The sequence below is a fragment of the Blastochloris tepida genome, assembly GCF_003966715.1.
In the GTDB taxonomy this organism is placed as follows: Bacteria; Pseudomonadota; Alphaproteobacteria; order Rhizobiales; family Xanthobacteraceae; genus Blastochloris; species Blastochloris tepida.
In genome coordinates, this window is sequence record NZ_AP018907.1 from 1975350 (window position 1) to 1991258 (window position 15909).

5 protein-coding genes are annotated in these 15909 nt (G+C 69.9%); all 5 read right to left on the minus strand.

Annotated elements, in window-relative coordinates; genetic code table 11:
* Positions 1-3 precede the first annotated feature (3 nt).
* Positions 4-12390, minus strand: a complete 12387-nt coding sequence (locus BLTE_RS09135) for a filamentous haemagglutinin family protein (RefSeq protein WP_126399570.1) — start codon at positions 12388-12390, stop codon at positions 4-6.
* A 221-nt stretch (positions 12391-12611) separates the two neighbouring features.
* Positions 12612-13289 carry a hypothetical protein gene (locus BLTE_RS09140; RefSeq protein WP_126399573.1) on the minus strand — a complete coding sequence of 226 codons (678 nt, stop codon included), beginning with the start codon at positions 13287-13289 and terminating at the stop codon, positions 12612-12614.
* Positions 13286-13843 (minus strand): type II secretion system protein GspM, encoded by a 558-nt coding sequence (gspM, locus tag BLTE_RS09145; RefSeq protein ID WP_126399575.1) that lies wholly within the window; start codon positions 13841-13843, stop codon positions 13286-13288. Before gspM ends, BLTE_RS09140 begins: the two co-directional genes overlap by 4 nt.
* A gap of 32 nt (positions 13844-13875) precedes the next feature.
* On the minus strand, positions 13876-14988 hold the full coding sequence (locus BLTE_RS09150) for a PilN domain-containing protein (protein ID WP_126399577.1): 1113 nt from the start codon (positions 14986-14988) through the stop codon (positions 13876-13878).
* Positions 14985-15908 carry a type II secretion system minor pseudopilin gene (locus BLTE_RS09155; RefSeq protein ID WP_126399580.1) on the minus strand — a complete coding sequence of 308 codons (924 nt, stop codon included), beginning with the start codon at positions 15906-15908 and terminating at the stop codon, positions 14985-14987. The genes BLTE_RS09150 and BLTE_RS09155 overlap by 4 nt, the downstream gene beginning before the upstream one ends.
* Position 15909 lies beyond the last annotated feature (1 nt).

A 15909-nucleotide genomic window follows, 5' to 3' on the forward strand; every position in this document is an offset into this window, starting at 1 on the left:
GGCTCACCGCTCCCGGTCGTCGCCGTCGCCGGGCGGCGCCTGCGCGCCCTCGCCGCCGCCATAGCCCACCACCTCGACAATGAACACGGAGGCCTGCTCGCCGCCGCCGGTGCTGCCGGTCGGCGTTTCGCCGGCCTGGGCTGCGGCAGCCGCCGCGGCCGAGCCCGCGGTGAGCGCGCCGACATTGGGCGCCGCCGCCACCGGCACGCCGGTTGAGCTGCCGCCGACATCGATATTGTCGGCATTCAACACCACCTTGGCGGCGACGATCAGATTGCCGGAGACGCGGATGCCGGCGTCGCCCGCGTCCACCGTGCCGGCCGGCGCGAGCAGATAGAGGTTCGAGTCGGAGGCGTAGCTGTCCGCATCGCCGACGAGCCCGGTCTTGAGCACGCCGATGCCGGCGCCGGTGACGAGCCCGCGCAGATCGATGGTCTGGTAGCCGTCCTCGTCGAACACCACCTTCAAGGGCGGCTGCGACAGCGTGGTCTTGGCGCCGCGGCCGGCATTGAGGTCGCCGTTCGAGCTCCACATCAGGATGTTGCCGCCGAGCTCGGTGAAGACGCGGCTCGAATTCACCAGCACGCTGCCATCGGTGAAGGTGTTGATGTCGCCGCCGCCGAGCGTGATGATGCCGAGATCGTTCAGCTTGAGATTGCTGTTGGACTCCTTGGCGAGCGAGCCCACCAGGATGGAACCGCCGGGGCCGAGGATCGAGATGTCGCCGCCGCGCTGGGTCTGGATCGTGCCGTGCAGCATGTCGAGGCGGCCGGTCGCGACCTGCACCTTGGCGCCATTGGCGCCGCCGCCCAGCTCGTTCTCGGTGTAGCCCCACGAGGCCGGGAAGAACGTCTCGATCGCCTGATAGCCGCGCAGATACTGGCCGGCAGCCTCGCCGCCCTGCGCCTCGCCCACCGCCTTCAGCTCGGCGAAGAACACCTGGGCGGCGAACACCTGCTGCAGATCGTCGGAGACGAGGTCGAACGCCGCCCAGGCCTCCGCGCCGCTCGAAGTGCCGATGCCGATTTCGGCGAGGAATTCGCCAAGCTCGCCGAGGTAGTTGTGCGCGACATTGGCGGCGTTGGCGGGATCGACATAGGTGCCGAGCACCCCATCGTAGTTCACGCCATTGGCGACGCCGAACAGCACGATCAGGTCGGCGCCGGTCGTGGACAGGAGCGCGTTGCGCTTCTTCTCGGTGTTGACGACGGGACCGAGCAGCGCCGAGTCGTACATGCCGATGGAGCCGTCCGCGCCGGCGCTCGCCGCATCGATGGTGATGCCGGCTTCGAGATAGGAATTGCCCACCGGCACCACGCTGGCATTGCCGACCGAGGCGATGCCCTGCTGCAGCTTGGCCAGCGTCGTGGTGTTGCCGGATGCCGGCAGGAACGGACCGAGGTCGCGTCCCGCCTCCACCACCAGATAGCCCGGCCCCGCCACCTGCAGCCCGCCGGCATTGTTGTAGCCGGTATAATAGATGTCGCGGCCGGCGACGACGGAACTCACGTCGTCCGCGGCGATGTTCTGGACGATGAGGTTGAGATCGACGATGTCGCGGCCGGCATAGATTTTGGTCGGCCGGTTGATCTCGATCCGCTTGATCCGTGTGTAGTCGCGATTGTCGGTGCCGCTATAGATCGTCACCTCGCCGACGCCGATGATGTCGCCGGTGACCGCGTAGATCCGGGCGATGGTGTCCGCCGCGCCATCATCGGCATGGGCCAGCACCGCCCGGCTGAAGGCGCCGCCATAGTCTTCGTCCGACGACTCGACGCCGTACCACGCATTCGGCCGGTAGGGATTGAAGGCCGCGTTGAGCAGCGACGGGCCGGCGGAGAAGCTCGGCCGGTTCGTGCTCGAATTCGCTTCGTAGCCGCCGGTGAGATCGACGCTGCCCTCGGCCAGAAGCTGGAACGTGCCGTGCAGCGACGGGCTCAGCGTGATGCCGGGCATCACGCCCGTGGTCATGTCGGTGGTGATGATGTCGCCGCTCAGCGCGATCACCGACAGGCTCGCCGGATAGAGCGCGGCACCTGCGAACAGCGTCTCCAGGTACCTGGACAGGGTCGGCGGGCTCGAGATGGTGATGTCGCCGGACACGCTGGTCAGGCTCACCGCACTGTCCGGGCCGTAGGTGTCCATGTAGATCCGGCGATCCTGCGCTGCCACCGTCGAATTCGTCGGATAGGCGGCGCTGCCGGCCTGGGCGTGCAACTCGGCGGGATTGATCACCCCGGCGGTGGCGATGGCGCCGCCTGCCACCAGATTGATCTGCCCGGTATCGACGGCGAGCAGCGGCAGGTTGGTCTTGCCGGACGCGCTTCCCAGCTTGCCGGCCGAGCCGACCGAGCCGCGCACCACGATGCTGGCCTGGCCCGAGCCTTCGTAGAACGCGCCGCCGAGCAGGTCGCCGCCCACCCGCACCGCCATGTTGCCGCTGTCATAGAGATGCGTCACCGGCGTGCTGACCACGCCGGTCGACAGCGACGCGAGGCCGCCGCTGACCCGGCCGGTGGTCGGCAGCGACACCGACACATCGACGAGGTTCCGCCCGGCCTCGACGCGCACATTGCCGCCGACGCTCATGATGCCCTGCTGGAAGCTGCCGAACTGGATCCACCACGCGGTGCCGGAGGCAACGGAGGTGCCGATCGGCGCGTAGACGCCCGCGCCCATCAGCGCCGCTTCGCTCGCTGTGGTGGAGCTGACCGGCGTGATGCCGGCCATCGCCAGCAGCCAGGGCGCGAAATACTGGTACGAGGTGCGAACCGCATCATCGGGATCGGAAACCGAGATCGAGTCGCCATAGCCGATGATGTCGCGCTGGGCCACGACCTCGACATCGCCGCCCTGGTGCGGGAAGGCGGCTTCCGTCGGCGGGCCGTAGATGCTGCCGGCGACGCTCGCCTGCCCCGATCCGTAGGCCAGAACCTGCGGCTCCAGGAAGCCGTCGGGATTGGCCGCCACGACAGCGCCGTTCGTGAGATAATAGCTGGGGCTGGCCAGCCGCGCGGTGTTGACGCCGGCCGCATAGATCACGCCGGGGGCGATCTTGTCCTTCAGCAGCACATCGCGCGCCGCGGCGATGGTGATGCTGCCGGTGCCGGTGCGCACCATGGTGGAGAGGTTGACCGTCTTCGAGCTTGAGCCGGTGGAGCTGTAGAGCGGCTGGCCGTAGGAGGCGTGGCCGTCGATGATGACGTCGCCGCGCTGCACGCTGGCGAGCGGCTGCATGGCGTTCGGATTGGCGCTCGAAACGTCGGCGCCGGCCGTGAAACGGTAGGACCACGAGCCCGGATTGGTGACCGCCTCGATGGTCGCGCCCGCCGTGCCGCAATTGGCGGTGCAGACGTTCAGCGTGTTGGGGAACAGGTCGGCGGTGGCGAGCGCCACCTCGGTCGGGCTCTTGCCGTTGCCGGCGGCCGAATAGGGCGCCACCGGAATGGCATTGGCCGCGGTGGAATACGAGCTCAGCTGATAGAGATAACCGCGCGTGGAGTTGTATTCGAGCCCAAGTCCCCGGCCGCTGCCGAGGTAGGTCGCGACCTGGCTGACATAGCCGGCATCGAGATAGTTGCGGAACTGGAAGAATCCGTCCGAGATCGAGGCGTTGATGTTGATGTTGCCGGCGGCGCGCAGCGTCAGCGCGCCGGGGTCGATGCCGAGCGACGAGACGTAGCGATAATCGAACGTCACGTAGCTCTGCCTGGTGGCGTCGGTCGCCTCATAGGTGTGGACGTAACGGCCGTCCTGCAGATTGTAGGCGCTGCCTGCGGCGAGGTTCCAGGTGCTGGCGACGGTGATGTCGCCATTGTTGATCGCGCTGTTGGTGTTGACCAGCTCGATGCCGGGCGCGAGGTGCACGACGCCCTCGCCCAGCTTCTGCGCCAGCGGCTCCAGCCGGGCGACGGCATCCTCGAAGCCGTAGCTCAGGCCGTTGTGGGTCCACCCACCTTGCGCGAACGCGGTGAGCGTGACGGTGAAGAACGGATTGTTGGCCGGATCGATGACGCCGTTCCAGCCGAGCGACGAGGCGTCGAGGCCGACGCTGCCGTCGGTACTGAAGGTGACGTAGCTTTCCACCGTCACCGAGCGCGCGCCCTTGATGTCGGCGTCGAGACCGGCGATCCGCACGTCGCCGCGGCCGGCCGCGCCGGCCACCGGCTTCAGCGGCGCGCGCAGCGTCAGCGTGCCGCCGGTGAGCCCGCCCTTGGTGCCGCCGCGGACGTCGATCGTGCCGCCCTGCAGGTCGATGTCGCCCTTGGCGGCGGCGCCGATGCCCAGCGTGACGTCGCCGCCGCGCTCGTCGGTGTGGGTGGTCGAGGCGTCGATCCGCCCGCTCGCCGTCAGCACCACCGCATTGGCGCCCCACAGCGCCACCTGCCCGCCGGCCTCGCCAGTGCCGTCCGCCGTGGTGCCGCCATAGCCGCGGGCGTCGATCAGGCCGGCAATGGTGATGCGGCCGGCCTGCTCGGCGGCGCTTGTCCCCCAGCTCGCATCGTCGGCGGTGAGCACGACGATGTTGGCCTTCAGCGTGTGGCCCTGCGACAGCGTGAGGTCGCCCTCGCGGGTGTGGATGTCGATCATGCCGGTGATGCCGCCGGCCAGCAGCCTGTCGGCCAGCGGATCGAGCTCGACCGCGCCGCCGGTGTCGAGCTTGAAGCTGCCGCCGAGCCCGTTACCGCCGCCGCCCAGCAGCGCGCCCTGCAGGTCGGCGCGGCCCACCGCCGCCGTCACCTCGATCTCGCCGCCATAGCCCAGGCCGTTCGCCGGCTGGGCGACGTCGATGGTACTGGTGCGGCCGGTCACGACGTCGCCGGCGTCGGCCTGCAGCACCACCTTGCCGCCGGCCACATAGGTGTCGACATCGACCAGCGTCTTCCTGTAGCCGCCGGCCGCGATGTAGCCGCCCTCGCCGAGCACCACGTCGCCGGTGGTGGCGCGCAGCGTCACCGTGCCGGCCTGCGCCTGGATGGTGCCGGACTGGACGATGCTCGCCGCGGTGATGGCGAATTTGCCGCCGATCTCGGTGCTCGCCTCCGGCGCGGCCTCGGCCCCGGCCGGCCGGGCGATCGCGACATTGCCGGCGGTGACCAGCGCGAACTGCCCTCCGGTGCCGGTGGCGGTGGCGCCGGCGACCAGGATGTTCGGCGTGATGACGGAGAGGCCGACCGCATCGCTGCCGCTGCCGAGCTTCATCGTGCCGGATTCGGCGACCAGCACCCGCTCGTCCGCCGCCCAATCGACCTGCGAGAAGCCGGCGATGGTCTGGGTGCCGCCGCCCAGCACGATCTCGGCGGCCTCGATGCTCAGCGAACCGCCCGTCGCGGTGGCCGCGGTCTCGGCCGCCGTGCCGGTGTTGACCAGCGTCACCGTGCCGCCGACGCGCACCGTGGCATTGCCGCCGCTGCCGGCGATGGTGCGGGCATCGAGCGTGAGCTGCTCCATCGCCGCGCCGGGGTCGAACACCACGTCGCTGCCGGCGTTGTGGAAGGTGATGGCGCCATCCATCGCCTTGAGCGACAGGCTCTGCGCCGCGGCGAGCTGATTGAGGTTGGCCTGCGACAGCGACAGCGCATCGCCGCTGCCGGCGCCGATGCCGATGCTGCGGGCGGTGAGATTGGCGTGCTTGACGTTCAGCTTGGCGCCGGAGTCGATGACGATGGCGTCGGTGCGCGCCGTCGCCTGCGCGGTCAGCGCCGCGGTGGTGATCGTCGTGCCGCCCTCGATCGCAACCCGGCCGACATTGGCATCCGCGTTGCCCGAGAGCTTCAGCACGCCGGACACCGGGCCCAGATTGCGGCCGTCGGGCAGCACCGCATTGGCGAAGCTGATGGTCAGCTCGGGCACGGCCACCGGCACGCCGGTCGGCCCGGAGACCGACAGCGTCGCGTCGTTGCTCGCCACGAACAGCGCGCCGAGCCCCTGGACGCTGGCCGGCGAATAGGAATAGGCCCGCAGATTGCCGGTGTAGCCCGAATAGAGCTTCACGAAGTCGGCGCCGGTGATGGTGTTGCCGTTCACCGTGCCGCCGAGGCCGTAGGGGTAGCCGCTGCTGCCATTGACGATGTCGGCGGCCGTGGTCTGGCCGGCGGCGGTGGCCTGCGCGTAATAGTAGTTGCGGCCATAGCCGGCATGCACCGTGCCCGTGGCATTGATCACGCTGCCCGACGCGATCGTCACCGTGCCACTGCCGGCGACCGGCGCATAGACCTGATAGGTGATCGGCAGCGTCATGCCGACCTGCGGCAGCGTGAAGCTCTGGGTCACCGTCTGCAGCTCGCCGGTCGCCTGCGCCACCAGCAGCAGCTCCGGCACGGTGAGCGCCTCGCCGCCGGTGTCGATCAGCACGTTCGCGGCCTTGGCGGTGATCTTCGTGCCGTCGGCGGTGTCCTGGCGAAGACCGCCGATCAGCACGCTCTCGAAGCCCCAGGCATTGAGCTCGGCAACGTCGAGGCCGAGATAGCCGGCGGGAACGTTGCCCTGCTGGTAATGCTCGTGGCTCACCACCGCCACCTTGCCGGCCGCCAGATCGAGCTCGCCGCCGCGCCCGCCAGCCGCCGGCTGGGTGAGCGCAATGCCGTCGAGGATCACCTTGTTCTGGGCGACGATGGCGAGGCGGCCGGCATCGATCGGCAGGCGCGGCACGACGGAGCCGCTTTGCGCCGCCGCCGCGACGTAATAGTCGTTGGCGCCGCTCAGCGTGTATTCGCTGTATTTGCTCCACACCGCCTGGGTCTGGATGGCGAACAGCGCCTCGCCGGCCGAGCGCGTCTGCGACAGCGTCGATTGCGTGTAATGGCCGCTCACCAGCACGGTGCCGTCGGCGAGCTTCGTGCCCGAGGCGATGTTGCGGCCGGTATTGTCGCCATAATAGACCACGCGCAGCGCGCCCGGCAGCGTGGCGTAATGGGCCGGATAGAGCGTGTAGGTGCCGGCCGGGACGCCGCTGCTGCCGTCGAGATAGACTTGCGTGCCGGCCAGCGGATAGGCGTCGCCGCTCGCGTCCGCGCTGCGCGCAGTCGTGAAGTGGACATCGAACGCGGCGACCGAGTCGCTGCTCGACGGCAGCAAAGCGTAGACGGTTTCGCCGGTGGTCGAGCCGGCCAGCACGTCGCGCGTGCCGCCCTTGCCGGCGACGAACTCCATCGCCTGCAGGTCGCCGCCGCCGCTGAGGTCGATGACCGCCCCGGCATTCTCGACGACATTGGCGCTGTTCAGCACCACCGCCTTGGTGGGCAAGGTCTCCAGCGGATAGAGATCGGTGTTGTAGAACCAGTTGGTGCCGTCCAGCGTCTCGCCATAGGGCACCACCGTGCCGCCGAGCGACACCGACGTCCGGCTGCCGGCGCCGAGCGTCACCTGGGTGCTGGCGTTGAGCGTGATGGTGCCGAGCGGCGCGAACACGTAGCCGTTCTGCTCGATGGTGGCGGCGTCCACCGTGATGCTGCCGCCGGCCGACAGCGGCACGTCGCTTCGCCCGCCCGCACTGGCCTCGAACCTCACCTTGCCGGGAGTCCTGATGGTGAAGTCGACGGCGCTCGCCACATAGGTCCGCCGCGCGTCGAGCAGGATGTCGCCGGCCGACACCAGGCTGCCGGCGAAGCGCGACGTATCCTGCGAGACATTGCCGGCATCGGTGAGGCCATTGACCACCTTCGGCGTGCTCAGGCGCAGATCGCCGCTGCTGACCAGCGCCACCGACTTGAACCCGGCGAACGCCGCGCTTTCGACATCGATCGCCGCGGCCGACACGGTGAGCGTGCTGTTCCTGGTGTTGGTCGCGGTGCCGCCGCCGCCGGTGAGCAGCACGTAGGGCGCAGCGAGCTTGACCGTGCTGTCCGCGGTGGCCGAGGTGATCGACTTGGCCGCAAGGTGCAGCCGGTTGGTCACGCTCCAATCGAGCGAGCCCTTGATGGTGAGGTCGCTCAGCGTCGGCGCAACGACGCCATAGCTGTCGCCGGCAAGGGCGGTGAAGATGCGCGACGCGCCGCCGTTCGCATAGCCGCTGTAGAGGAACACATTGTCGAAGGTTTCGAGACTGTCGGCGGCGGCGACGATCTGGCCGGCATAGGGCGCGAGCGTCGCGAAGGTCGTCCCGGTCATGAACGCCGCAAGGTCCGTTGCCGTCGTCGGCGAGGCGATCCGACCGAGCGCCGCCGCCACGTCGGACGCGTTCTGCTGCAGCGTCACCGCCGAGCCGCCGAGGATGAGCGTGCCGCCATTGGCGCGCGCATCGGTGGCGTTCGCCTTGAACGTGCCGCCCCACAGGAAGGTGGCGGTGTTGATGCTGACGGTGCCGGCATCGCTCCACCAGTCCGCGTTGGTCGTCGCGATCCGGTTGCGGGTGCTGCGCGCGGTGTCGATCACCTTGACCGTGCCGGAATAGCCGGACACGTCGACCACCGCCCCGCTCTCGGCCACCACATAATTGGTGCTGCCGGTGGGCGTGTTGACCCGGCCGGTCGGCTCGCCGCTCGCGTCGAGATCCTGCGCGCCCTCGACGATGAAGCTGCCGCCGCCGACCATCGTGCCGCTCACCAGCGGTCCATTGGCGAGGCCGAAGCGCGAATTGGCGATATAGGTTCCCGACAGGTCGATCAGCGCCTGGGCGCCGAGCCAGGTCTGATAGGCGTGCACCTGCACCGTGCCGCCGTGATCGATGATGCGTCCGCGCAGCAGCACGTTGGTGGCGCGGGTCTCGACCGTGTTGAGGCCGGTGGCGGAATCGATCGTGGGCGTGCCGGTCAGCGTGATGGTCGCGAGCGGATCGGTGGTGATGGTGGCGCCCGCGTCGATGAGGATGTTTCCCGACGCCAAAGTGAGGTCGACCGGCGCGCGCAGATCCTGCCCCAGGGTCGCAAGCCCGGCCACCGCGGCGATCGAGCTGCCGGTGGCCACCGACCGGTAATTGGCGGTGCTCGACAGATTCTTCTGCGTCAGGGCGATATCGGCGCCGGCAACGACCGTGATGCCCGCCGTGGCGCCGCTCCAGCCATCGGGAGACGACTGGAGAACATAGCTGCCGAAGCCGCCATTGTTGAGGAACGCCTCCGACAGATGAAGTCCGACGCCGCTCCCCGCCGTCTCGCCGCCGACCTGGATGAGCTTCGGCGCCGCCAGGGTCAGGGTGGCGTTGCGCTCGAACCCGTAGCCGATGAGGGTGCCGTCGAGCTGCAGGCTGGCGACGGTGCTGATGAAGGACGAGGGCAGCGTCGGGCCGACGCCGCCATCCGTCCAGTCCTTGCCCTGATAGAGCAGCAGCGAGATCGACCCGCCGCTGCCGGCCATCACGCCGTCCTCGGCGGTCTTCGCCTTGCCGGACGCCGCGATGTAGCCGCCGCTCGAAGCGTCGAGCACGCTGTCTTCCGCCAGCAGGATGCTGCCGGTGACGTCGCGTCCGACGCTGGCCTTGCTCGTGACGATGCTGATGTCGCCGCCATCGATATAGGCGGAGCCGGTCGCCGCCAGCCCGGTCTTGCCGGTGTCGTTGACCCACAGGCCGCTGACGTCGAGCGTGCCCCCGATGAAGATGTCGTCGTGCTTCGACGCGGTGGACGGCGGCGTGAACAGGTTCGTCCCGAACAGGGCGGAAATGTCGTAGCGGTTCGTCGTCAGGCTGATCCGGCCGGCATGGGCCGAGATGGTGCCGGCGATGTCGATCGCCCCGCCCACCGTCGCCTTGAAGGTGCCGCCGGCCGCGAGGTTGACGGTGCTGCCCTTCTCCACCACCAGATTGTTGGCGGTGAGGATGAGCCCGCTCAGTCCCCACGACGACACGGTGTCGGCCGACAGCGTGGTCTGGTAGGCCTTGACCGTCGATGAGACATTCGGCACCGAGAAGTTCGTTCCCGCCGGCAGGCTCACCGTCTGACGGCCCAGCACGGTGGTTGCGTCGAAGCCATCCGGCAGCGCCGCCGGGCCGTTGCGGCCGATCACCACGGTCGCGGGGACGGTAAGCTTGAGATAGCCGCGCGACGGCATCTCGTCGCGGCTGGATTGGGTCGGCACGACGCCGCTGGTGTCGGAGGGCGAAAGGCCCGCGGCGATCTGCCGTTCGCCGGCCACCGAGCCGAACAGCAGCGTACCGGTCAGCACCGGATTGACGGTGGTGATCTCGATGCCGCCGGCATCGTAGCCCTCGGTGTAGCCGGCCTCCTGGACCCACTGGACGCCGGAGCCCGCTTCCGAGATGCCCCAGGTCGCGTGATCGGTGCCGGAGGTGCCGGCGACGCCGGTATAGACGCGGGTGGGATCGGCCTCGGTCATGCTGTAGATGCGGCCATCGGCGCCGACGAGCCGCGTGGTCGGCACCAGCCCGCCGACATAGCGCACGCTGCCGCCGGCGACGTTGATCACCGATCCTTCCTCCAGCACGACATCGCGGCCATAGGTGCCGGCATTGTTGGTATCCGTGGTCATGGACACCGTGCCGCCCTTGGTCATGAGCTGCTTGATCGAGCGGCCGACCTGATTGACGTAGCCCGAGGCGTCCGCCAGCGGCGTGCCGACCCATTCCGTGCCGTCGGCGCGGGTGCCGGTCTCGCGAATGTCGATCCACAGCGTCTCGCCGACCAGCGCGCCGTCGCGCTGCAGCGGCATGTCCGCGAATTCGGTGCCGCGCGGCTCGAACGAGATGTAGTTGTAGCTGACCGGAATCTCGACATTCTGCAGGCCGGCGACGTCGATCGTCGCGCCCGACGCCAGCAGGATGCGCTGCGGCCCGGTGAGGCTCGCCGCCGTCGCGGTGGTGCCGCCGATGTTGTCGCGGGCATTGAGCGATACCACCGCCGACGGCGCCGAGATCAGGCCGGTCGATCCGAGCAGCACCTGGAAGCGGGCGCTCATCTCGACGAAGGCCGGCGTGAATGTCTGTACCGTGCTCTCGCCATCGGTCGAGCTGTCGCTCAGCAGCGGCAGGGTCTCGCCATTCTCGTAGGGCTGGATGCTGATCGTGCCGTCGAGCTTGACGCGGGTCGCGGCGTCGAGCAGCACCATGCTGTTGCGGCTGATGCTGGTATCGGCCGAGATCACACCCTCCGCGCCGATCGAGATCAGGTCGCCGTTCATCACGGTGATGCCGCGCGGCGTCTCGATCAACCCGTCATTGATGATGGAGCCGGTGCCGGCGCGGTAGGAGCCGGTGCTGGGCCGCACCGCCCCATCGGGGCTGACGAAATATCTGTCGGCGTAATGCTGGATCTCGAACCCCGTGCCGCGGAAGCTCTCCGACCCGTCGGCCAGCACGCTGTCTGGAATGGTGGCCGCCGCATAGGCGCCGGGGGTGATGGTGAGGGCCTGCGCCGCCACCAGCGCCACCTCGCCGCCCGACGCGCTGAGCGTGCCGTAGTTCGCGACATTGGCGCCGAACAGATAGATGAAGCCCGGCGAATCCGGGCTCACAATGTCGGTGGTGATGGTCGCGCCCTTCTCCACCACCACGCCGCCGCCGACCTCGCCGCCGTGAAAGAGGTTGGACGAGCCGGCAACGGGGTTGTTGCGATCGTACTCGTCATAGGTGGTGGAGAAGCTTGTCGTCAGATTGCTAGCATTGGCGATGCCGGTGTTGAGGAAGAAATCGTCGCGCACCAGCCGCGAGGTGCCGAGCAGGCCGACATCCATGTCGGAGGCAACCAGCGCGTGAACGTTGACCTGCGCGCCGCCGCCGAAAATGATGCCGTTGCGGTTGATGACGTAGACGCCGCCGATGGCGTTGATCTGACCCAGGATCCTGCTCGGCGCGGCGGTGGGATCGTTGACGCGGTTCAGCACTGTCCAGTCGGCCGAGGCCTGGTTGAAATTGAGCGTGGTCTTGAGGCCGACATTGAAGGTCTCCCAGTTGAGGATCGCCTTCTCCCGGGTCTGGTTGATGTCGACCACCGTGCGGCCGTCCTTGACGGTCTCGGTCGGCAGCTCGGCGCCCTGCCACAGCGTCGGGTCGGTGGCGATGCCGGAGTCCGGCACCAGGCCGCCCGTCTTGAGGCCATCGGGAATTCCGGCGCCATTCTGCAGCGCCAACGCCCGCGCGGCCGCCTGCGCGGCCTTCGCCGCACGCACCCCGGCCGCTGCCCGCGTCAGCGATGTCTGCGCCTGCTGCGCGGCCTGTGCCGCCTGGGCTGCGGCGGCTGCCGCCTGCTGGGCGGCGATGGCGGCCGCGGATGCGGCTGCGCTTGTGCCGGCCGGCCGGCGCGCCGCCGCCGGAGTCCACGCCGCCGCGAGCGCCAGCATGCTGACGCCGCACAGGAGCACCGCGACATGGGAGCGACAGGCGCTGAAGCCCACGGGCGCCCGCCGTGTCGCCGCCGGCAGCCTGCGCTCGGCCGGCACCTCGACGGCCTGCGACTGGGTGTGCGCGTTGCGCTTGCTCGGGCTCTCGTTCGACGACATGGGCACCGCTCCGATCGGAGAACACTCCGGTCCGATCGCTGCCCGCCATCCACGCTGCGCACCGCAATCGACCGTCGCGGATGCTTCAAGGCGCTGCCGAACATAGCCGGCAAACTCCGAAATACCCGCTCAGCCGAGTTTACGGAGCGTTTACTGACAGCCGTGTGTCGCTTTTATTTCAGATGTGACCGCGCGTTCCCGGCACGCCGATGCGGCGTCCCTCACCGTCGCGGCGGCGCCGGCGGCGGCGCGCCGAAGGGATTGCCGGGCGGCGGCGAAACGAAGGGATTGACGGCCGGGGCCGCGCCTTCCGCCTTCGCCGTCGGCGCCGGCAGCGACAGCACCGCCGCCTCGCGTCCCTTCTCGAACCGCGCCTCGCGCCGCAGCACAGCGCGCAGCGTCCAGCCCTTGTGGGTCTCGCCGGTCTTCAGCCGCAGCACGGCCTTGGTGGCCGCGTCCACGACCACGGCGATGCCCTCGTCTTCGCCCGACACCGTGCCGACCAGCGACAATTGCGGCCGGTCGGGCTCGGCCGGCTTGGGCGGCGCGGGCGGTGGCGGCGGCGGCGCGGCCGGCGGGGGTGCCGCGGCCACGGCCGGCGGCGGTGCGCGGCGGGTCGGCGCGAACAGCGGGCGCTCGCGCGTCGCCGACAGCCGGCTGAGCGGCACCGCCCACAACGGATTGCCCTCCGGCGGGCGCTCGGCCGGCGCGGGCGCGGCCGGCATCACCGGCGCGGCGGGACGCGGCGCCTCAAGCTGCGTCTCGCGCGGCGGCGCGTTCGGCGGATCGCGCGGCGCGGCGGCGAACGGGGCGGTCGCCGCCAACGCCTCGGCGCCAAGCGCCGCAACGAGCCCGGCGATGAGGATTATGCGGCGGGGTGTCCGGCGATGCCGTGTCATTTCGCCCCCTGCCATTGGCCGGAGACCGCCAGCAGTACCCGCATGCGGCCCTCCGGCGCAGCGGCGGCACCGGCCGGCGCCTGCACCACGAGCTGATCGACGAACAGGAACGGCATGCCGGCCTCGATATCGTAGAGCAGCGACTGCAGCGCCGCCGGCTTGATCTCGCAGCTTGCGGTGACGGTGATGAACCCCGCCTTCGATTGCGGACCCTGCAGATCGACCTGCGACGACATCACCTGGCCGCCCACCCGTGTGATCGCGCCGGCCACCCGCTGCAGCAGCGCCGCGCCGGCGACCGACAGGCTCGATCCCTCCACGAACGGCGAACCGGCGGCGACCGCGGGGTCGACTGCGGTGCTTGTCCGCCTGGGGCTCCGGCCCTCAAGCTGGCCGAGGATATCGGCCGCATCCAGTGCCGCGCTGCGCCGCGCCGACGCATCGAGCACGGCATCGAGGGCCATCGCCACGAAGGCCACCAGCACGCCCGCATAGAGCGCACTGGCGGCGATGGGAAAGCGTGCAGGAAGGCCTTCAAGACGCGGCGCGCTCATGACCGCTCGTCCATCATTTCCATTGCCATGGTTCACGGCTCCAGCCCGAAGTGCGGGCGCAGGCGGGCCTCGACATGGAAGCGCTCGCCCGGATCGTTCTCGGCCCGCGTGGTCGGCGCGAAGAAGGTCGCCCGGCCGAAGTGCGGCGACTGCTCCAGGATCTGGATCAGCGAGGGCGCATCGCGGGTGATGCCGACGATCTGCAGCCGGTCGCCCTCGATGCGCAGCTCGGTGGCATAGGTGTGATCGGGCAGCAGCGCCGACAGCGCCTCCAACGCCATCACGCTGGCGGGCGTCGCGTGCTTGCGCCGCTCCAGCAGCGCGGTTGCCGAATTGCCGCCGCCGCCCTGGCCGGCGCGGATCGCCGCCCGCCGCTCGGCGATGCGCTGCTGAAGCTGCTGCGTCTCCGCCTCATAATGATCGGCGATGAAGCCCGTCGCGGTCATCGTCGCCAGCGCGGCGAGGCCGGTTGCGACGAAGGCGCCATGCAGCACGCTTCGGACACGGCCGCGCCGGTCGGCGCCGTGCGCGCGCGTCTCGAACACCGTCACCGCCTCGCCCTCCGGCCCGGTGGTCGAGACGGCGACGGCGGCGGCGCCGAGATCGGCGACCGCCTGCGCCAGCGGCGCCACGATCGAGCGGGCGGTCGCCACCACCATCAGCGCGATGCGCTCGCCCGCCTGCTCGCGCGGCCGCGTCCAATGATAGGCCGCATCCGCCGGGCTCCATGGCGTCAGCCGGTCGATCTGGGCGCGCACGATGCCATCGAGAAACTCGCCGGCGCGCTTGGGCAGTTCGAGCGGGCAGAACAGGAAACGCGATGGTTTCAGCACCAGCTCCACCCGGCTGCCGCGCAGCGCCGCCGACCATGCCGGCGGCAGCGTCTCGATGCCTTCATCGGTGAGGCGCAGGCGATGATCGGGCAGCGGCGCTGCGCTGTCAGCGTCCTTGCGTCGATCCTTGCGCGCGCGTTTACGCGCACCAACGTCCGGCTCGGCGAGGCCCAGCGTGAAGCCGCCGTCCTCGTCCTCGACCAGACCGACACGGCGATGAGTCTCGAAGCGCGCCAGCGCCGCATCGGCGGTGCGCGCCACCGCATCGAGCCACGCGGCATAGACCGCCTTCAGGGTGACAAAGCTCGTCATCTCGCCTCCACCGGGCTCGGCGGCGCGCCGGTCATCGGATCGACATCGTCCTGCCAGGACAGGATCTCGTATGGATTCGTCGCGCCGCCAAGCTGGATGACGACGTCGGACACCGTGCGCCGACCGCTCGCCAGCGTGATGCCGGTGCGCACGCGCACCGCCGAACTGCCGCGGGTGGTGGCGCCGATCTGGTTGCCGCCGAGCGCCCCGGCGACGAATTGCGGCGCCGACGCCAGCCGGTCGCGCTGGCGCAGAAAGGCGTCGAGCCGGGCCGGCGTCATGCCCGGCAGCGCGGCGATCACCTCGGGCGGCGCGTCCAGCACATTGACGTCGCTCTGGCCGCTATGGACCGTGACGAACGGCAGCGCCCTCTCCACCAATGCCGGCGGCAGGCCGTGCACCAGCCACAGCTCGGCAACATGGTCGAACGGCGCGCCGCGCGGCCCGTATGGCAGGCCGGCGGCGCGATAGAGCGACGCCTCGCTGTCGGGCGCATCGGGCTTGGGCGGCGTCCGCCAGCCCACGACCCGCTCGGCATAAGCGGCGGCGGCATCCGGCTTGGCGCCGAGCGCCGCGAACAGGCCGGCGATCATCGTCTTGCGCGCCGCATTGAGATCGATGCGTGCCGCCTCCGACATGAACTCGACCGCGACCTCGGCACCAGCCAGCCGGAAGCGGAACGCGCCCTTGGTCGGACGCGCGGCCGGCGCGGCTGACGACATCTGATAGGCGGCAAGCTCCAGCGCGGCGGTGACGAGCTGATCGGTCTCGACCCGCTCGTCATTGACGCCGAGCGCCATCGCCGAGCGCGCCACATAGACCGAATAGATCGAGGCCAGCGTGGCGAGCGCGGCGATGATCCACAGCGCGGCAATGATGATGAAGCCGTTACGGGCGGAGACTGGACGGGGGTGGCGCATG